General features: G+C 63.9%; 15 protein-coding genes and 1 tRNA gene. 9 read left to right on the forward strand and 7 right to left on the reverse strand.

Annotation, left to right across the window (positions count from 1 at the left end; all coding sequences use genetic code 11):
- The first annotated feature begins 62 nt into the window (after positions 1 to 62).
- From dnaA to gyrB, 6 genes are all read left to right on the forward strand, one after another.
- Positions 63 to 1,556 carry a chromosomal replication initiator protein DnaA gene (gene dnaA, locus CBW24_RS00005; protein WP_097372259.1) on the forward strand — a complete coding sequence of 498 codons (1,494 nt, stop codon included), beginning with the start codon at positions 63 to 65 and terminating at the stop codon, positions 1,554 to 1,556.
- Positions 1,557 to 1,774: 218 nt separating this feature from the next.
- Positions 1,775 to 2,893 (forward strand): DNA polymerase III subunit beta, encoded by a 1,119-nt coding sequence (gene dnaN, locus CBW24_RS00010; RefSeq protein WP_088662866.1) that lies wholly within the window; start codon positions 1,775 to 1,777, stop codon positions 2,891 to 2,893.
- Between the two features lie 70 nt (positions 2,894 to 2,963).
- Complete coding sequence (gene recF / locus CBW24_RS00015) at positions 2,964 to 4,112, forward strand: DNA replication/repair protein RecF (protein WP_374708965.1); 1,149 nt, start codon at positions 2,964 to 2,966, stop codon at positions 4,110 to 4,112.
- Entirely contained in the window at positions 4,109 to 4,567 is a 459-nt protein-coding gene (locus CBW24_RS00020) for a VOC family protein (protein ID WP_097372260.1), read from the forward strand. The genes recF and CBW24_RS00020 overlap by 4 nt, the downstream gene beginning before the upstream one ends.
- 13 nt (positions 4,568 to 4,580) lie before the next feature.
- Positions 4,581 to 5,201: a LysE family translocator gene (locus CBW24_RS00025; protein ID WP_088662868.1), complete on the forward strand. Its 621-nt coding sequence runs from the start codon at positions 4,581 to 4,583 to the stop codon at positions 5,199 to 5,201.
- 79 nt (positions 5,202 to 5,280) lie between these two features.
- Positions 5,281 to 7,698, forward strand: coding sequence for a DNA topoisomerase (ATP-hydrolyzing) subunit B (gene gyrB / locus CBW24_RS00030; protein ID WP_097372261.1), 2,418 nt, complete (start codon positions 5,281 to 5,283; stop codon positions 7,696 to 7,698).
- An 83-nt stretch (positions 7,699 to 7,781) separates the two neighbouring features.
- On the opposite strand, the gene CBW24_RS00035 is transcribed toward gyrB, so the two are convergent.
- Both CBW24_RS00035 and CBW24_RS00040 read right to left on the reverse strand, forming a co-directional pair.
- Positions 7,782 to 9,473, reverse strand: coding sequence for an alkaline phosphatase family protein (locus tag CBW24_RS00035; protein WP_408636694.1), 1,692 nt, complete (start codon positions 9,471 to 9,473; stop codon positions 7,782 to 7,784).
- Positions 9,474 to 9,545: 72 nt separating this feature from the next.
- Complete coding sequence (locus CBW24_RS00040) at positions 9,546 to 10,478, reverse strand: LysR family transcriptional regulator (RefSeq protein ID WP_198405194.1); 933 nt, start codon at positions 10,476 to 10,478, stop codon at positions 9,546 to 9,548.
- Positions 10,479 to 10,684: 206 nt separating this feature from the next.
- Here CBW24_RS00040 and CBW24_RS00045 point away from each other — a divergent pair, with 206 nt between their 5' ends.
- Together CBW24_RS00045 and CBW24_RS00050 are read left to right on the forward strand one after the other, a co-directional pair.
- A complete protein-coding gene (locus CBW24_RS00045; RefSeq protein WP_198405195.1) occupies positions 10,685 to 11,422 on the forward strand; it encodes a glutathione S-transferase family protein in 738 nt (245 codons plus the stop codon).
- 175 nt (positions 11,423 to 11,597) lie between these two features.
- The gene (locus CBW24_RS00050; RefSeq protein ID WP_157772985.1) at positions 11,598 to 12,605 is read left to right on the forward strand and encodes a type 2 periplasmic-binding domain-containing protein; all 1,008 of its coding nucleotides are present in this window, start codon (positions 11,598 to 11,600) and stop codon (positions 12,603 to 12,605) included.
- Between the two features lie 79 nt (positions 12,606 to 12,684).
- Here the strand turns inward: CBW24_RS00050 and CBW24_RS00055 are convergent, their stop codons facing one another.
- The 4 genes from CBW24_RS00055 to CBW24_RS00070 are packed head-to-tail and all read right to left on the reverse strand — an operon-like array spanning position 12,685 to position 16,811.
- Entirely contained in the window at positions 12,685 to 13,320 is a 636-nt protein-coding gene (locus tag CBW24_RS00055) for an ABC transporter ATP-binding protein (RefSeq protein WP_097372264.1), read from the reverse strand.
- A complete protein-coding gene (locus CBW24_RS00060) occupies positions 13,320 to 14,990 on the reverse strand; it encodes an ABC transporter permease (protein WP_097372265.1) in 1,671 nt (556 codons plus the stop codon). Before CBW24_RS00060 ends, CBW24_RS00055 begins: the two co-directional genes overlap by 1 nt.
- Before the next feature lie 5 nt (positions 14,991 to 14,995).
- Positions 14,996 to 16,183 carry an ABC transporter substrate-binding protein gene (locus CBW24_RS00065; RefSeq protein WP_097372266.1) on the reverse strand — a complete coding sequence of 396 codons (1,188 nt, stop codon included), beginning with the start codon at positions 16,181 to 16,183 and terminating at the stop codon, positions 14,996 to 14,998.
- 22 nt (positions 16,184 to 16,205) lie between these two features.
- Positions 16,206 to 16,811, reverse strand: a complete 606-nt coding sequence (locus CBW24_RS00070) for a CDP-alcohol phosphatidyltransferase family protein (protein ID WP_097372267.1) — start codon at positions 16,809 to 16,811, stop codon at positions 16,206 to 16,208.
- Between the two features lie 506 nt (positions 16,812 to 17,317).
- On the opposite strand from CBW24_RS00070, the gene CBW24_RS00075 reads away from it, so the two are divergent.
- Entirely contained in the window at positions 17,318 to 17,662 is a 345-nt protein-coding gene (locus CBW24_RS00075; RefSeq protein WP_097372268.1) for a RidA family protein, read from the forward strand.
- Positions 17,663 to 17,822: 160 nt separating this feature from the next.
- Here the strand turns inward: CBW24_RS00075 and CBW24_RS00080 are convergent.
- A tRNA-Met gene (locus CBW24_RS00080) sits at positions 17,823 to 17,899 on the reverse strand.
- Between the last annotated feature and the right edge of the window lie 15 nt (positions 17,900 to 17,914).

Consider the following 17,914-nt stretch of genomic DNA (forward strand, 5'->3'; position numbering starts at 1 on the left):
CAACCGCGGGCAACCGGAACCTGACAGGCCAAAAAGAAGCGTGAAGCGGGAAAGATAAAAAGATGACGAACGAGACCTGGGGACATGTGCGGGAGGATCTTCGCAAGGCTGTTGGCGCCAACAGCTACAAGGCCTGGATCGAGCCGCTGCGCTTCAAGGATCTCGAAAACCGCGTCGCCCGTTTCTATGTGCCGACCACGTTCATGGGGAACTGGGTGTCGCGCCACTACGCCGACAAGATCCTGCAAAGCCTGATCGAGAACGGCCTGAAGGCCGATCGCATCGAATTCATGCTGGCCAGCGAAGCCGCAAACAGCGCGACCCCGCCAGCGCCGACCGCTGCTGCCGCCGCCGCTTCGCATGAGACCGCTTCTGCTTCCGGCACAACGACCGCTGACAAGCCCGCCGCGTCCCGCAGCGCGCAGGCCGGTGTCGCGCTGTCAGATGCCGCCCGTGCCAGTGCCCCGCGCCGCTTTGACCTTGCCGGTGGTTCCGATGCCGGGGCCGAAGATGCGGGCACCGGCGGTCCGCTGGATGCGCGCTACACCTTTGACAGCTTCGTCGTGGGGAAACCCAACCAGCTGGCCCATACCGCCGCGTATCGGATCGCCTCGGGCGGGCCGGTGACGTTCAACCCGCTGTTTCTGTATGGCGGCGTGGGTCTGGGCAAAACACACCTGATGCACGCGATCGCGTGGCACCTGCAGACCCATCGCCCGGACCTGAAGGTTCTGTATCTGTCGGCTGAGCAGTTCATGTATCGGTTCATCCGCGCGCTGCGCGAGAACGGCACGATGGAATTCAAAAGCCTGTTCCGCTCCGTCGACGTGCTGATGGTCGATGACGTTCAGTTCATCGCCGGTAAGGACAGCACGCAGGAAGAGTTCTTCCACACGTTCAACGCGCTGATCGATCAGAACAAGCAGATCGTCATCTCCGCCGACCGCGCGCCGGGCGAGATCAAGAAACTGGAAGACCGGATCGCCAGCCGCCTGCAATGCGGGCTGGTCGTGGACCTGCACCCCACCGATTACGAATTGCGACTGGGCATCCTGCAAACCAAGCTGGACCAGCATTTGCAGCATTACCCGGATGTGCGCATCGCCGACGGGGTTCTGGAATTCCTCGCCCATCGCATCACCACCAACATCCGGGTGCTGGAAGGGGCGCTGACGCGGCTGTTCGCCTTTGCCTCGCTGGTCGGGAAGACGGTGACACTGGATCTGACCCAGGATTGCCTGTCCGACATCCTCCGCAATTCGGAGCGCAAGGTGACGGTGGAAGAAATCCAGCGCGCCGTGTCCGAGCATTACAATATCCGCCTGTCGGATCTGGTCGGCCCGCGCCGCCACCGCACCGTCGCGCGTCCGCGTCAGGTGGCGATGTGGCTGTCCAAGCAGCTGACCCCGCGGTCGCTGCCCGAGATCGGCCGCCGGTTCGGCGGGCGCGACCACACCACGGTGATGCATGCGGTCAAGCGCATCGAGGAGCTGAAGGGCGCCGATAGCCAGATCGCCGAAGATCTGGACCTGCTGCGCCGCACGCTGGAGATGTGAGCCCCGCCCTATCCGCCCTGCCCGTTTCCCGCGCGTCATTGGCGCGGCCCCGGTGATCGGAGGAGAACGGACGCGGCGCGGCATGGCGGCAACGGAAGAATACAGCGGTATGGCGGGCGCTTGACGCTGCTTTCCATCCGCGAAACTGTCAAAAATAACTTGTGCGCGACCGGCAGGCGGGTAGGTTTCCGCTCCCGGGGGATATTGGAGCCGACAGCATGAAGATCAGCATCGAACGCGGCACGCTTCTAAAGGCCGTCTCGCAGGCGCAGTCGGTCGTGGAGCGGCGCAACACCATTCCGATCCTTGCCAATGTGCTGATCGAGGCCGAGGGCGAGACCGTCAGCTTCCGTGCCACCGACCTTGATATCGAGGTGGTCGACAAGACGCTGGCGCAAGTCGAACGCGCGGGCGCGATCACCGTGTCGGCGGTGACCCTGCACGAGATCGTGCGCAAGCTGCCCGATGGCGCGTTGGTCCGGCTGACCAATGATGGCGTGTCCGACCGGCTGCTGGTGGAAGCGGGGCGGTCGAGCTTCTCGCTGACCACGCTGCCGCGCGAGGATTTCCCGGTCATGGCGACCTCGGAATATGCCGCGAATTTCGTAGCCCCCGCCAAGGTGCTGCGCCGGCTGTTCGACAAATCAAAATTCGCCATCTCGACCGAAGAGACGCGCTACTACCTGAACGGCGTCTACCTGCATGTGTCCGAAGGCGAAGACGGGCGGGTTCTGCGCTGCGTCGCGACCGATGGTCACCGGCTAGCCCGGATCGACGCGCCCCTGCCCGACGGCGCGGAAAACATGCCCGGTGTGATCGTGCCGCGCAAAACCGTGGGCGAGTTGCGCAAGCTGCTCGATGACGACGATATCGAAATTGCGGTGTCGGTGTCCGATACCAAGGTGCGTTTCGCCACGCCTGAGATCACCCTGACGTCGAAGGTCATCGACGGCACCTTCCCCGACTACACGCGCGTGATCCCGATGGGCAACACCCGCAAGCTGGAAGTGGACGCCGCCGAATTCGCCAAAGCGGTGGATCGCGTCGCCACCGTCAGTTCCGAGCGCTCCCGCGCGGTGAAGCTGTCGCTCGACGAGGATCGGCTGATCCTGTCGGTCAACGCGCCCGACAGCGGTGCCGCCGAAGAAGAACTGGCCGTGGCCTATGGCGACGAGAAGCTGGAGATCGGCTTTAACGCGAAATACCTGCTGGAAATCGCAAGTCAGGTGGACCGGGAAAATGCCGTGTTCATGTTCAACTCTTCCGGCGATCCGACCCTGATGCGCGAAGGCTCCGACACATCGGCGGTCTATGTCGTCATGCCGATGCGCGTTTGACCCGACACGGCGCTGACAGGGTGCCTGCCTTTGGCGGGCGAATTCATCATATATCAAGGCGGGGGCGCGCATGGCGGCCCTGAATGACATGGCCCGCAGCGCAGCGGCTCCGCGCGGTCTGCGGATCGTCGCGCTGCGGCTGACGCATTTCCGGTCGCATCGGGTGGCGGAACTGGCGCTGGACGGGCGGCCCGTCGCGCTGCATGGCGCCAACGGGTCGGGAAAGACCAATCTTCTGGAAGCGGTGTCACTGTTGTCGCCGGGGCGCGGGCTTCGCCGTGCCGCGCCCGGCGAGATCGCGCGCCGCCCCCACGCGCCGGGTTGGAAAGTGCGCGCGACGCTGGAGGTGCCCGGCACCGCCCATGAAATCGAAACATGGGCCGAAGCAGGCCAGAGCCGCAGCGTGCAGATCGACGGCAAAGCCGCACCACAGGTGGCGCTGGGGCGGATCGCGCGCGTGGTGTGGCTGGTGCCTGCGATGGACCGGCTGTGGATCGAGGCCGCCGAGGGGCGGCGGCGGTTTATAGACCGGATCACGCTGAGCTTTCTTCCCGACCACGCCGAAGCGGTGCTGAGCTACGAAAAGGCCATGCGCGAGCGCAATCGGCTGCTGAAGGATATGGTGCGCGACGCCGGTTGGTATAGCGCGCTGGAAGGGCAGATGGCGCAGGCGGGCGCGCGCATCACGGCTGGCCGCCGGTCGGCACTTACCCGGATCGCGGACGCGCAGGCCGCCGCCGAGACGAGCTTCCCCGCGGCTGAACTGAGCCTGACCGGCCCCGAAGGCGCGCCGCTTCCCGAAACGGCGGATGAATTGGAAACCGCGCTGTCAGAAGGCCGCCGCGCCGATCTGGCCGCCGGTCGCACGCTGACGGGGCCGCACCGGGCGGATCTGGCCGCGATCTACACCGCCAAGGGGATTGAGGCACGGCATTGTTCGACCGGAGAGCAGAAGGCGCTGTTGCTGTCGCTGATCCTTGCCAATGCGCGCGCGCTGGCCGCCGATACGGGCGCGGCGCCGCTCCTTTTGCTTGATGAGGTCGCAGCGCATCTGGACGCGGCGCGCCGGGCGGCGCTTTATGACGAGGTCTGCGCCTTGGGCGCGCAGGCATGGCTGACCGGCACCGGGGCGGAACTGTTCGCCGAACTGGGCGCGCGCGCCCAGCATCTGACCGTCAGCGACCGAGACGGAGAAAGCCACATGGAGGAACCGCAATGATCCCGCAGCGCGTCACCCTGATTACCCTCGGCACCGCTGACCTGAGCCGCGCCAAGGCATTTTACGGCAGGCTTGGCTGGCAGCCGGTGCAGGAACAGGAGGGCGTCGCGTTCTATCAGTTGAACGGCATGGGGCTGGGGCTGTTCGGGCAAGACGCGCTTGCCGCGGACCAAGGACGTCCGGGCGCGAAGCTGGGCACCGGCGCCATGACGCTGGCGCAGAATTTCGTCACCCGTGCGGAGGTCGATGCGGCCTATGCTGCCGCGCTCGAGGCCGGGGGCACCGGGCTAAAGGCGCCGGAGGCCGTGTTCTGGGGCGGGTATTCGGGCTATTGGGCCGATCTGGATGGCCATGTCTGGGAAGTGGCGATGAACCCGTTCTGGCCCTTGGGCAGTGACGGATCGCTGACGCTGCCGCCACAGGACGCACCCGCCGCCACACCCGAGCCGGAATAAGGAGCCGTCGTTCGTGACCATCACCGCATCCGAGCTTGGGCTCTACGCATTCGCGCTTTTCGTTCTGTTCATGACGCCCGGCCCGGTCTGGGCCGCGATCACCGCGCGGGCCCTGAGCGGCGGCTTCCATGCCGCGTGGCCGCTGGCCCTTGGCGTGGTGATCGGGGATGCCCTGTGGCCGCTGGCGGCGATTTTCGGGCTGAGCTGGATCACCTCGGTTTATGCCGGGTTCATGGAGCTTCTGCGTTGGGTCGCCGTTGCGATGTTCATCGGTATGGGGCTGCTGATCCTGCGCCGCGCCGACACACCCATCGGTGAAACCGGCGCTCTGACCCGCCCCGGCATGCTGGCGGGCTTCATGGCCGGGATCGTGGTGATCCTCGCCAATCCAAAGGCGATCCTGTTCTACATGGGCATTTTGCCCGGATTTTTCGATCTGAACGCGGTGGGCACGGCGGATATCGTCGCGATCTGCCTGATTTCGCTGGCCGTGCCATTTATCGGCAACCTGATTTTTGCCGCCTCGGTCGACCGGGCGCGGCGCTTTCTGGCCTCCGGACGGGCGGTGCGGCGGGCCAATATCATCGCCGGATCGCTGATGCTGCTGGTTGGGGCCGCAATCGCGCTCGGGTGATACCAAATATGGGGGTCGTCGCGTGACATTCCCCCCAGAGACAGTTATAAAATCGGAAAATATCCGAAGGAAGGGCTGCATGTCCGAGACCCCCCAGACGCCGGAGGAATACGGCGCCGATTCCATCAAAGTTCTCAGAGGCCTAGAAGCGGTTCGCAAGCGCCCGGGCATGTATATCGGCGACACCGATGACGGCTCCGGTCTGCATCATATGGTCTACGAGGTCGTGGATAACGGCATCGACGAAGCGCTGGCGGGTCATGCCGATGCGGTGACCGTCACCGTGCACGCGGATTCCAGCGTATCGGTCAGCGACAACGGCCGGGGCATTCCCGTGGGCATCCACGAGGAAGAGGGCGTTTCCGCGGCCGAGGTCATCATGACCCAGCTGCATGCGGGCGGCAAATTCGACCAGAACTCCTATAAGGTTTCGGGCGGTCTGCACGGCGTGGGCGTGTCGGTGGTCAACGCGCTCAGCGATTGGCTGGAGCTGCGGATCTGGCGCGACGGCAAGGAACATCACGCCCGGTTCGAACGGGGCGAGACGGTCAAACATCTGGAGGTCATGGGCGACGCGAACGGGCGCAAGGGCACCGAGGTGCGGTTCCTTGGGTCGACGGATACGTTCTCGAACCTCGATTACCACTTCGACACGCTGGAAAAGCGTCTGCGCGAACTGGCCTTCCTCAACAGTGGCGTGCGCATCATCCTGCGGGACGAGCGCCCGACGGAGCCGTTGCAGACCGAACTCTACTACGAGGGCGGCGTCCGCGAATTCGTGCGCTATCTCGACCGGTCGAAATCCGGGATGATCCCCGATCCGATCTTTATGACCGGGGAACGCGACGGGATCTCCGTCGAAGTCGCGATGTGGTGGAACGACAGCTACCATGAAAATGTGCTGCCCTTTACCAACAACATCCCGCAGCGCGACGGCGGCACGCATATGGCGGGCTTCCGTGGCGCGCTGACGCGGACGATCAACAACTACGCGCAATCCTCTGGCATCGCCAAGAAGGAAAAGATCTCCTTTACCGGCGACGACGCCCGCGAAGGGCTGACCTGCGTTTTGTCGGTAAAAGTGCCCGATCCGAAATTCTCGTCCCAGACCAAGGAGAAGCTCGTTTCCTCCGAAGTGCGGCCTGCGGTCGAGGGGCTGGTCAACGAAAAGCTGGCGGAATGGTTCGAAGAGCATCCCGGCGAGGCGCGGCAGATCGTCAGCAAGATCGTCGAGGCCGCGCAGGCCCGCGAAGCCGCCCGCAAGGCGCGCGAACTGACCCGCCGCAAATCCGCGATGGATGTGAACTTCCTCGCCGGCAAGCTCAAGGACTGTTCCGAGAAAGACCCCTCGAAGACCGAAGTCTTCCTTGTCGAGGGGGACAGCGCCGGCGGCTCCGCGCAGACCGGGCGGGATCGTGGCACACAGGCCATCCTGCCCCTGCGCGGCAAGATCCTGAACGTCGAGCGGGCGCGCTTTGACCGGATGCTGAACTCGCAGGAGATCGGCAACCTTGTGATGGCGCTTGGCACTGGCATTGGCCGCGACGAGTTCGACATCAAGAAGCTGCGCTACCACAAGATCGTCATCATGACCGATGCCGACGTGGACGGCGCGCATATCCGCACGCTGTTGCTGACCTTCTTCTTCCGTCAGATGCCGGAACTGATCGAAGGCGGGTATCTCTACATCGCGCAGCCGCCGCTTTACAAAGTCGCGCGCGGCAAGTCCGAGGTCTATCTGAAGGACCAGTCCGCTCTGGAGGATTACCTGATCCAGCAGGGCGCCGATGGGGCTGCGCTACGTCTCAGCACCGGCGAGGAGATCGTCAGTCAGGATCTGGTGCGGGTGATCGAAGAGGCCCGTCAGGTGCGCGGCGCGATCAGCACATTCCCGACCCATTATCCGACCCATATTCTGGAGCAGGCCGCGATTGCCGGTGCCTTTGTCGAGGGCGCGGTGGAGCGGGATCTGCAGGGCGTGGCCACCACCGTGGCGGAACGTCTGGACCTAATCGCGCTGGAATACGAACGCGGCTGGACGGGCCGCCAGACGCAGGACAAGGGCATGCGCCTGACCCGTGCGGTGCGCGGTGTCGACGAGGTGCGCACGCTCGACGGTCCCATCCTGCGCGGCGCCGAGGCCCGTCGATTGGGCGGCTTCACCAACAGCCTCCGCGAAGTCTATGCTGAGCCCGCCACCCTGATCCGCAAGGATAAGGTGCTGCCAATTCACGGCCCGCTGGAACTGCTCGACGCGGTTCTGACGGAGGGTGAGAAGGGTCTGAGCCTCCAGCGCTACAAGGGTCTGGGCGAGATGAATCCCGGTCAGCTGTGGGAAACCACCCTCGACCCCGACGCGCGCACGCTGCTGCAGGTCCGCATCGAGGACGTGGCGGAGGCCGACGATATCTTTACCAAGCTCATGGGCGACGTCGTCGAACCGCGCCGGGACTTCATCCAGTCCAACGCGCTGAACGTCGAGAATCTGGACGTCTGAGGCGGTGTAAACACCCACCCACGCCGTTGCGCAGCCATTACGGGGCAGATGATCGGATCATCTGCCCCGTTTTTTTGTCTGCTTTACTGCTGCACATGGGTGGGGAAGATGCGACCGTCGCTGTCGACTTCGCTGCGATTGGCATAGGCGATCAGAACGCCGGGCGGGGCGCCGCGATCGGTGGCGGTTTCCACGGCGGCGGGGTCGCGGGTGATGCGGGTGTGGTGCTGGCGGCTCCATTCGAAATGGAGCGCCTTCATCCTGTCGATCTGCGCCGCGAACCGGGGATCGCCGCCAAGGTCCACGATCTCGTCGGGGTCAGTCTCCAAATCGTAGAGCAGCGGGCGCATCTGTTCGACGTGAACGTATTTCCACCGCCCGTCGAAGATCATCACCAGACGCGCATCCGCTTGATCGATGCCATTGACGCGGCGGGCGGGGCGTGTGGCGTAGTCATATTCCGACACACAGAAATCCCGCCACGGCGCCGGGGTGCCATGCAGGATCGGGCGCAGGGACCGGCCCTCCAGAATATGGGGTTTGGCAGGCGCATCGAAAGCATCGAGGAATGTCGGGGCCAAGTCGATCGCTTCGACAAGGGCGTCGCTGGCGGTGCCTCGGGTCGCGTCCGCCTGCTGGCGCGGATCGTAGATCAACAACGGAACGCGGGCCGAGCAATCGTAGAACAGGTCTTTCTCCCCCATCCAGTGATCGCCCATATTGTCGCCATGGTCGGCGCAGAACACGATCATCGTGTCGTCCATGCGCCCCGTTTCCCGCAGGAAGGCAAACAGCCTGCCCAGTTGATCATCCAGTTCCTTGATCAGGCCCATATAGACCGGACCGACCGTGTCGCGGATCTCATCGCGAGAGAAGTTTCGGCTGATCCGGGATTTTAACCATTCGCGCAGCAGCGGGTGGTCTGTGTCCTGCTCCGCCGGATGCCGGTTGACCGGAGGCAGATCATCTGCCGAATACATGTCGTTATAGGGGGCGGGGGCCATATAGGGCCAGTGCGGCTTGATATAGCTCAGATGGCAGAGCCACGGTTGATCGCCCTGCGCGGCGATATAATCGATGCCGCAAGTGGTCAGCCACGCCGTTTCGGAATGATCGCGGGACACCCGTGCCGGGTAGGCGGAGTTTTCCAGCATCCAGCCCGAAACCAGATCACCATCGGGCGTGACGCCGGTGTTGGCCCATTCTTCCCACAGGTTATCGCCCTCCATTCCGTGCCGACGCAGATAGGCCTCATACGCCGCGCTTTTGCGTCCGGGATGGGCGGTGGGGTTTTCGCCGTCGTCGCGCAGAACAACCTCAAAGCCGCATTCGCTCATCAGCGCGCCGATCGTTCCGGTAGGATCGATGCCCAGCCGTTTCATCCCGGCGGTGTCGGGGGTCATATGGGTCTTGCCGACGAGGGAGTATTTCACCCCGTGATCGCGCAAATGCTCGCCCAGCGTCGGCTCCCCCACCCTGAGCGGCGCGCCATTGAGCGTGGAGCCGTGGCTGCGCACATAGCGCCCGGTATAGTAGCTCATCCGGCTGGGGCCGCAGATCGGGGATTGCACATAGGCCTTGTTGAAGCGCACGCCCTGCGACGCCAACCAATCAAGGTTCGGCGTCTCCATGTGGGTCGCGCCGTAGCAGCTTAGATAATCCCAGCGGAGTTGATCCGCCATGATCCACAACACGTTCATTATACTGGCCTTTGGCAGTCGGAGCGAAGCGGCAGGCCTGTCCCTGTCAGCGGCAGAATGCGGGGCACGAGCCATAAAGTAAAATGCGGATTCTTCCGGTCGCCCCATAGGTTTTCTATATCTGGAGCCTGTCGCCGGGCGGCATGGTCACGCGCGGGCCGCAGCGATGTCCTGTCGGATGGTCCGGGTGAGATAGGCATCAAGCCGCTTGATGAAATCCACGACCTCCGGGCGGTCGCGGTTGGTGGTTGTCGACCAGAGACCAATATTGCGCGGCGGCAGGTCCACATTCAGCCCGACCGGAGCCACGCGAAAGCGGTTCTGAAACGTGCCGGTCATACGGAAGGGCAGCATGCTACAGGATTTTGTTTTCTCCAACATGCGGAAGGTCATGGTGACATCGCCCGTGATCTCCGTCGCGGGCGTCACCATCGGCAGGCCCAGCCGGTCCAGCGTTTCGCGCGTGATGTCGAACAGGCCGGAAATCGCACCGACCGAAATCCAGTGATAATCGGCCAATTCCTGAGGCGAGACATTGGTTCGCCCCGCCAGAGGATCATCCTCCCCGACAAAGATCGACAGATGCTCGCGAAACAGGTTTTCGCGATGCAGACCGTCATCCTTGCGGTCCAGATCATAGGGAATGATCGCGACGTCCAGTTCATTGTTCTTCAGCCGCTTGGCCAGACGGGCCGCGACCTCGCAATGCATCTTGAGGCTGTAGGAGGGCGGCGCCTCGATGGTTTCCGCGATGAAATCCCCCATGATCGTCGCGGCCAGCATCGGCCCGACGCCCACGCGCAATTCGCCCGACAGACCGCTGCGCCATTCCTGCACGACAGTTTGCGCCTGTTCCGAACTGCGCAGGATCGCGCGGCCCTCGGCGGCGAGACGGGCCCCGATATCGGTTGCGGTAACGCCGTGCCGCCCCCGGCGCAGGACGGCACCGCCCGCGCGATCCTCAATGATCTTTACGGTGCGCGACAGGGTCGGCTGGGTGACATTGAGCTTGCGCGCGGCTTTCGTGACCGAGCCAAGCTCCACAATGATTGCCAGTTGGAGAAGATGCTTGGGGTCCATGAGATATAGATAACCTGTATGCCACATACGGAAATCCGAATTTTACATCATACCTCGCGCACTTCAATGATCGTGCATGGCCCAGTGGCCAGCCCGCAGCACAAAGCGCCTACCCCGCCCGCGCACGGCCAGACCCCGCACCCCGTCTCGGTGGCCAGCCGGATGCAGATCACGCGCAGGCGGGTGCAGAAATGGACATACGGCACATGCTCAAACTTTATCATTACTGGAGTTCAACCTGCTCGCGCCGGGTGCGGATCACCCTCGCGGAAAAGCAGATCGACTGGACCAGCCACCATGTCGATATTCACCGCAAGAAGGAGCAGCTGGAGGAGTGGTATAAGCAGATCAACCCCAACAGCTACGTTCCCGCGCTGGATCATGACGGGCGCATCCTGATCGAGTCGCTGGTCATCATGCAGTATCTCGATGAGGTCTATGACACCGGAACCTCGCTGGTCCCTGACGATGCCTACCGCCGTGGCATGATGCGGATCTGGATGGATCGGTTTGAATATGCGGTGCACAAAGCCGTCAACGCATTGTCGCACAGCCGGTCCCATAGCGATAAGTTCGTGGGCGTGTCCCATGATGAGCTAAAGGCGCTGTGGATGAAGGTCGGCAACCCTGAGAAGCGCCGCATCCTGCTGCACCGGCTGGAATACGGCGTTTCGGAAGCAGAGGAGGCCAGCGCCATCGAACGCATCGAAAACGTGCTCGACATGATGGAGGCGCAATTGGCGCAAACGCCGTGGCTATGCGGGGATACGCTGACGCTGGCGGATATCGCGATGGCGCCCTATCCGGAACGATTCGAGGCCAACAAGCTCGACATGTTGACCGATTTTTCGAAGCGTCCGCATTACGGCAACTGGGTCGCAAAGATTCAGTCCCTGCCCTCCTACAAGGAGGCCTATGCCTTTCCAAACCCCGACGCGGCCTGACAGCCCCACTCGCCGATACCGAGGAGGATAGGCCAAGACGGGACAAGCCGCGCCGATGCCTTGGGGACACAGCCGATGCGACCGGATCGCGCGGCACCGATCATCCGGGGCGAATTGACGACCAGACAAGAACGACACGGCCAAGCGCCGGTCAGTACGGAGGAGAACCATGCCCATGAAAATGACACTCTTGATGGCATCGCTGTCTCTCGCTGTTTCGACAGCGGCGGCACAGGCGAATACACGGCTATTGGTCAATTGCTTCTTTGGATCCGGCCATCAGGTCTGCACCGATGTTATCCCGGCGTGGATCGAAGAGGTCGAGACCGTGACCGACGGACGGGTCACCGCGCGCATCCTGCCCAAATCCGTCGCCCCGCCGCCCGAACAGCTTGCTGCTGTAGAACGGGGGCTGGCCGATGTGGCGGTGCAGTTCAACGGCCTGATCCAGAACCGGATTCAGGGTCCGATCGTGGCGATGCAGCCCTTTGTCGGGGTCTATGACGCCGAGAAGATGAGCGTGGCGCTGTGGGAAACCAACCGCGAGTTCTTCCCCGACGAGTTCGACAGCGTGCATCTGCTGTCGCAGTTCGTGATTTCGCCGGGGCGGCTATACAGCCAGACCGACACGCCGATCAATTCGCTCGAAGAACTGGCCTCGCGCAAGATCTGGGCCCTGCCCGGACCGCTGGCCGAGATCACCAAGAAGCTGAAAGCCGGTGTGGTATCGACCCCTGCCGTGCAGTCGAACGAAATCATCTCGCGCGGGGTTGTGGACGGGTTTCTGGGCGTCGACGCGGATGCGCTCAAGTCGTTTCAGTTGATGCCCTACGCAAAATCGAACACCCATTTTGCCAAGCCGATCTACACCACGTCCTTTTCGATGTTCATCAACCCCAACACATGGGCGGAAATCTCGGCCGAGGATCAGGCTGCGATCGAGGAGATCAGTGGCGCAAAGCTCGCCGCCGCGTTTGGCCGCGCATGGGATGCCTCCAGCGCCCGCGCCGAGGCGGAATATGCCGATGTGGGCATCGAGGTGATCGAGGCAGACCCGGCCTTTGAAGCGGCGCTGGTGGAGGCGTCGGCCTTCGTCACCGAAAAATGGCTGACCGATGCCGCCGCCGCTGGCATCGATGCCGAAGCCGCGCTGGAGTTCTACAAATCCCGGCTGGCGGAATAAGCGCACAGGCAGCCCCAGTTCAGACGGGTCCACCACCGGTGGGCCCGTTTTTTTTTGTCGCCGGTCGGTGACGGGCAGGCTAGCTCAGGGCCACCACTGGCCCCCCGGCCGCATCCGCATCTGCCCGGTCATGGGTGACGAGAAGCGCGGGAATGCCGCTGCTGCGGATGGTCGCCAGTGCGAACGCACGAATTTCATGACGCCGCTCAGGATCGAGCGCGGAGAAGGGCTCATCCAGCAGCACGGCGCAGGGACGGGCCAACAGGGTCCGCATCAGCGCAGCACGGGCGCGTTGGCCGCCCGACAGGGTCGCCGGATCGCGTGCGCCCATTCCCGTCAGCCCGGCCATGTCCAGCGCTTCGGTCACCGCAGCCTGCCGCGCGGCACGCCCGCGGACCGACGGATGCAGCCCGAAGGCGAGGTTGTCCGCCAGCGACAGATGCGGGAACATCACCGCCTGCTGGAACATCACCCCGATACAGCGCCGTTCGGCTGGTAACTCGGTGACATCGCGCCCATCGAGCAGCACTCTGCCCTGCATACGGAAATTGGCCGACAGATGGCCCCCGACAGCATCCAGCAGCGTCGATTTCCCGACGCCCGACGCGCCGGTCAGCGTGGCAATCGTGCCCGGCGGAATGGACAGATCGATCTGGGGGAACAGCGCGGCTCCGTCCGGGCGCAGAACCGTCACGCGGGTCAGGTCCAAGCTCATCAGGTGCCCCCTTTCAGGCCAAGCCGGTTACGATAAAGCAGCGCCGGCCCGATTAGCGCGATAAGGTAGACGACCCACGGCAGGCCTGCTTGCAGCGTGGCATGCACTGCCGCGACACGACGATCCGAACCCGAAGAAAGCGCCACCGCCTCGGTCGTCAGGGTCGCGATCCGCCCGCCTCCCAGAAACAGCGTCGGCAGATATTGCGCAATCGACACCGCAAACCCCAGCGCCACCGCCAGCGCCAAAGGCGCCAGCAGCACCGGCAGCTTGACGCGCCAGAGCCTCCGCCACGGGCCGACCCCAAGGGCCGCCGCCGTGCGATCAAGCTGCGGATCGAGCGCAACCCACGGCCCGGCCAGCGCGATCAGGACATAGGGAAATACAAATAGCAGATGGCCCCAGACAACCGCCACAAACGGGGCGATATCCGTCCGCAGCAGCAGCCCTGACAGACCGATCAGAACCGACAGTTGCGGCAGGATTAGCGGCAAGGCCACCGCAGCGCGCATCCACCCTGCCAGCCCACGCCGCCCCGCGCGATCCCCGCCTTCGAGCCAACCGATGGCCAGAGCCACCGCCAGCACGGAGGAGGTAACAGCGATGCAAAGCGCATTTTGTGCCGCATGCGCCCAACCGGACCGTGTCATCCATGTCGCAGCAGTCAGCCGATCCGGCCAGAGATCAGGCCAGCGCCACGAGAACGAAATCGACCATACCGCAAGCGCCGCTGCCGTCAGTGCCGCGAGCATCAGCAGCCCCGCAAGCGCCGCAACAGGCAGGGCAAAGCCCCGGTCCAGCGCCTGACACCGCGCGCCCCGTCGCAGCATGAACCGTCCCATCCGCCCGCAGGCCCACGCACCGCCCCACAGAAGCACCGTCGCCACTGCCGTCAGGGCCAGTTGTGCCAACGCCCCGGCGGAGGCGGGCAGCATCGCGTGAAGATCAGGATCGGTGACCAGACGCGCTACCATCACCGACAGGGTGGGCGGGTTCGACGGACCGAGGATCAGCGCCATGTCCACGACCGAGACTGAATAGGCCAGCACGATCAGCACCGGCAACCGGATCAGCGGCCATAGTTGCGGCACCAGCACCCACAGCCAGACCGAAGCCCGCCCATAGCCCAATGCACGCCCTGCCGCCATCTGTGCACCAAGCGGGATTTGGGACAACGCCGCCAGAAGGATCGCGATCAGGAACGGCGCTTCCTTCAGCACCAGCCCAAGGATCAGCGCCAGCCCCCAAGCATCCCCCACCGTGGCGAGATCTGGGGGGCGATCCCAGCCGATGAGCGGTGCCAGCCCCCGCGCGATCCACCCGGAAGGCGCAATGACAAAGGCCAGCCCGATCGCCAGCGCCGCGTGGGGCACGGCCAGCAGCGGCGCCAGCACCCGGCGCAGCCCTGCGGCGCGGTGCTGCGACGCCGCCACGGCACCAAGCGCTAGGACCAAAGACAACACCGTCGCGCCAAGCCCCGTCCAAAGCGACAGCACCACCGCGCGCCAGAACCCCGGCTCTGCCAGCAACGCGGCCCATGCGCTTAGGTCCGGACCCTGCCTGCCAAGAATGGGCAGATGTCCGAAGCTGGCCATCACGCTATGCGCCAACCCCAAAACGACGGGCAGCACGATCATCAGGGTGATGACCGTGCCGCTGATCCTGCGCATGCCTGTCACTTTGTGTAGCGCGCTTTCCATGCGTCGGTGAGGCGCGTGGCCCAGTCCGGATGCGGCTCGGGCAGCGACGCCCCCAGATCGCTACGATCCGGTAAGGCCGGGGCCGTGGGCAGGGCATCGAACGCTGCCTTCCCGGCCTCATCGAGTCGCGCGGGGTCCAGCACCGCGAACGATCCCAGCACCTCGATATTCTGCATGCGCGCTTGGGTGTCGGGCGCAAGCAGGGCGTTGGCCACGACCTTGGCCCCGTCGACATGGGCTGCGTTTTTGGGAATCGCGACGAAACTCACATTGCCGATGCTTCCCCCGGCGGGGACATGCACGCGCACCGTTTCAGGTAGTAGACCATCCTCGATCCCGGCAGCGGCAGAGGCCGGATCGAACGACATGCTGACATCGACCTCGCCATCGTTCAGCAACTGGTGCTGCACGGATTCATTGGCGGGAAAGGAGCCCCCCTGCCGCCACAGATGCGGACGCAACGCATCATACCACTGCCACAGCGGCGCCGTTGCCGTGGCGAAGCTTTCCTCCGTCGGCGGCACAGACAGGTCGACATCTTCGGGGGCTAGTTCGATCAACGCTTGCTTTAGAAACGTCGCGCCCATGAAATTCGCCGGGTCTGGGTGTGTCACCCGCCCCGGGTGGGCGGCGGCCCACTCGACAAATCCCGCCATATCGGCAGGCGGCGGATCGATCCGGGCGCTGTCATAGGTGAAGACAAAGCGTGCCAGCCGCCACGGGCTGGCCAGACCTTCGACCGGCACGGTGAAATCAGTGCTGTTGGCGGAGCCTTCGGACAGGTCGAGATACTGCGCATTGGGCAGGTCCGCCACGAAAGGCCCGTGCAGAAGTCCTTGCTGCTTCATCGCCAGAAAGTTCGGCCCGTTGAGCCAGATCATATCGACGGAACCGTTGTCCTCCCGCCCGGCGGCATGTTCGGCCAGCACCCGCGCGACAGCATCGGCAGTATCGGCAAGCCGGACATGGCGCAGGGTTACGCCCTCTTCGACCAGCACCTCCTCCCCCACGGAGGCGATGAAATCATTCGTGCGCTGATCGCCGCCCCAAGCATGGAAATAGACCGTTTGCCCTGCTGCCCGGCCCTGCACATCCGACCAATCCTCGGCCATGGCGGGGGTGATGCTCAGTCCAGCGACCAATGCGGCGAGGTGGGTTTTCATAAGGCGCTCCGTCATGTCGAGTTCAGCGAAAGGCAGTCCAGCCTTGGTGCCAGCGCAGGACCGTCGTGACCGCGCATGCGGCGGCAAAGACCCATGCCAAGGTCGCGAAATGACCAGGGAACAGGCACATCGCCACGAATAGCACGATCGTCTCGAACCCTTCGGTCAGGCCTCCCAGATAGTAGATACCCTTTTGCGGAAACGCGACCGCCGTCTGCCCCCGCTGCGCCGCGACCGCCGCAAACGCCAGAAACGATGAGCCGGTCCCGACGAAGGCCGCAATCAACACCGCAGCTGGCAGGCCGTTGACCCCTGGATTGTGCAGCGCGAACCCAACCGGCACGAGCGCGTAGAACACGAAGTCCAACGCAATATCGAGAAACGCGCCGCGCTCGGTCGGGCCGTTCAGCCGCGCCACCGCGCCATCCAGCCCGTCCATCAACCGGTTAATGGCGATAAAGAGCAGCGCCAGAGGCCATAGACCAAAGGCAAGCGCCGCCACCGCCATGAGCCCGATCAGAAATCCAACAACGCTGATTGCGTCCGCTGTGACCCCCCATCCTGCAAGCAGTTGCGCAGGCGGCCGCATCGCCGCGCGTTGCAGGGGCTGTATCCGCGCGTCGATCATGCGTGACCCCCAAGCGCTGACGGCTGTGGCTGCACGCGCGCGCCTGCGGGCCGGGATAGCACAAGGTTGGGTCTGATGGTCTGATCCTCCGCGTCACCGCCCGACGATCCGAAGGCGCAGCGCGCGGGCGGTCTGTTATCATGCCGCACCCGCAGGCATGGCGCTATCCCGATCCTGCGGAAGTTGCGGTCCGAGCGGGGCACAGGGGACAGAGGTCGAAGCGACGGCAGCACGCGCATCCGTAGACTGGCTCTCATGATCCATACTCTCCTTCGCCCCATATGCCTGACTGCCAGATCATCGCCTAAGCAGGCTGGCCTAGATAGGCCGGTAGAAGGTTGAATTGTTACCCAGAAGGCGCTGGCGAGAGTTCACATCCCAGTGTTTTTCGTTAAACGCTCGATCATTGGAGACGCGTTTCGCAGCCAATCACCGCGGACGCGCCCCTATGTCCTCCCAACGCGCAGGGAATACCTCTGCTGCAATCTGCTTTCTTAGGAGCATCCATGACTATCGAACGGATCGAACCCGGCGCCCGCATGAGCCAAGCGGTCGTGCATAATGGCACCGTCTACCTTGCCGGTCAGGTTGGCACAGGCGCCGACATTACCGAACAAAGCAAGTCCGCCTTGGCCGAAGTTGACCGGCTCCTCGCGGCTGTGGGCTCGGACAAATCGCGGATCCTGTCCACGACAGTCTGGGTCTCCGATATGGCGCTGTTTGCAGATATGAACGCCGTCTGGGACGCATGGGTCGATCCCGCCAACCCGCCGGCCCGCGCGACCGGCGAAGCCAAGCTCGCGACACCAGACTACCTTGTCGAGTTCATCGTAACGGCTGCGGTCGGCTGATGCGCTCCGGAGCTGCATGACGCAATGCGGCTCCGGTTATCTCGCCTACGGAACAAGAGCGCTGCCTGCGTCGCGCCTGATCGGATGGTAGAAATTTGCAGATCCCCAAACGCGCCTAGCGCCCATTGGGCGCTTTGATCGGATCGATTGTTTTGATTATTGGTTGCGGGGACAGGATTTGAACCTGTGACCTTCAGGTTATGAGCCTGACGAGCTACCGGGCTGCTCCACCCCGCGGTGTTGAGGGATCGT

This window comes from Pacificitalea manganoxidans (assembly GCF_002504165.1).
Lineage (GTDB): Bacteria > Pseudomonadota > Alphaproteobacteria > Rhodobacterales > Rhodobacteraceae > Pacificitalea > Pacificitalea manganoxidans.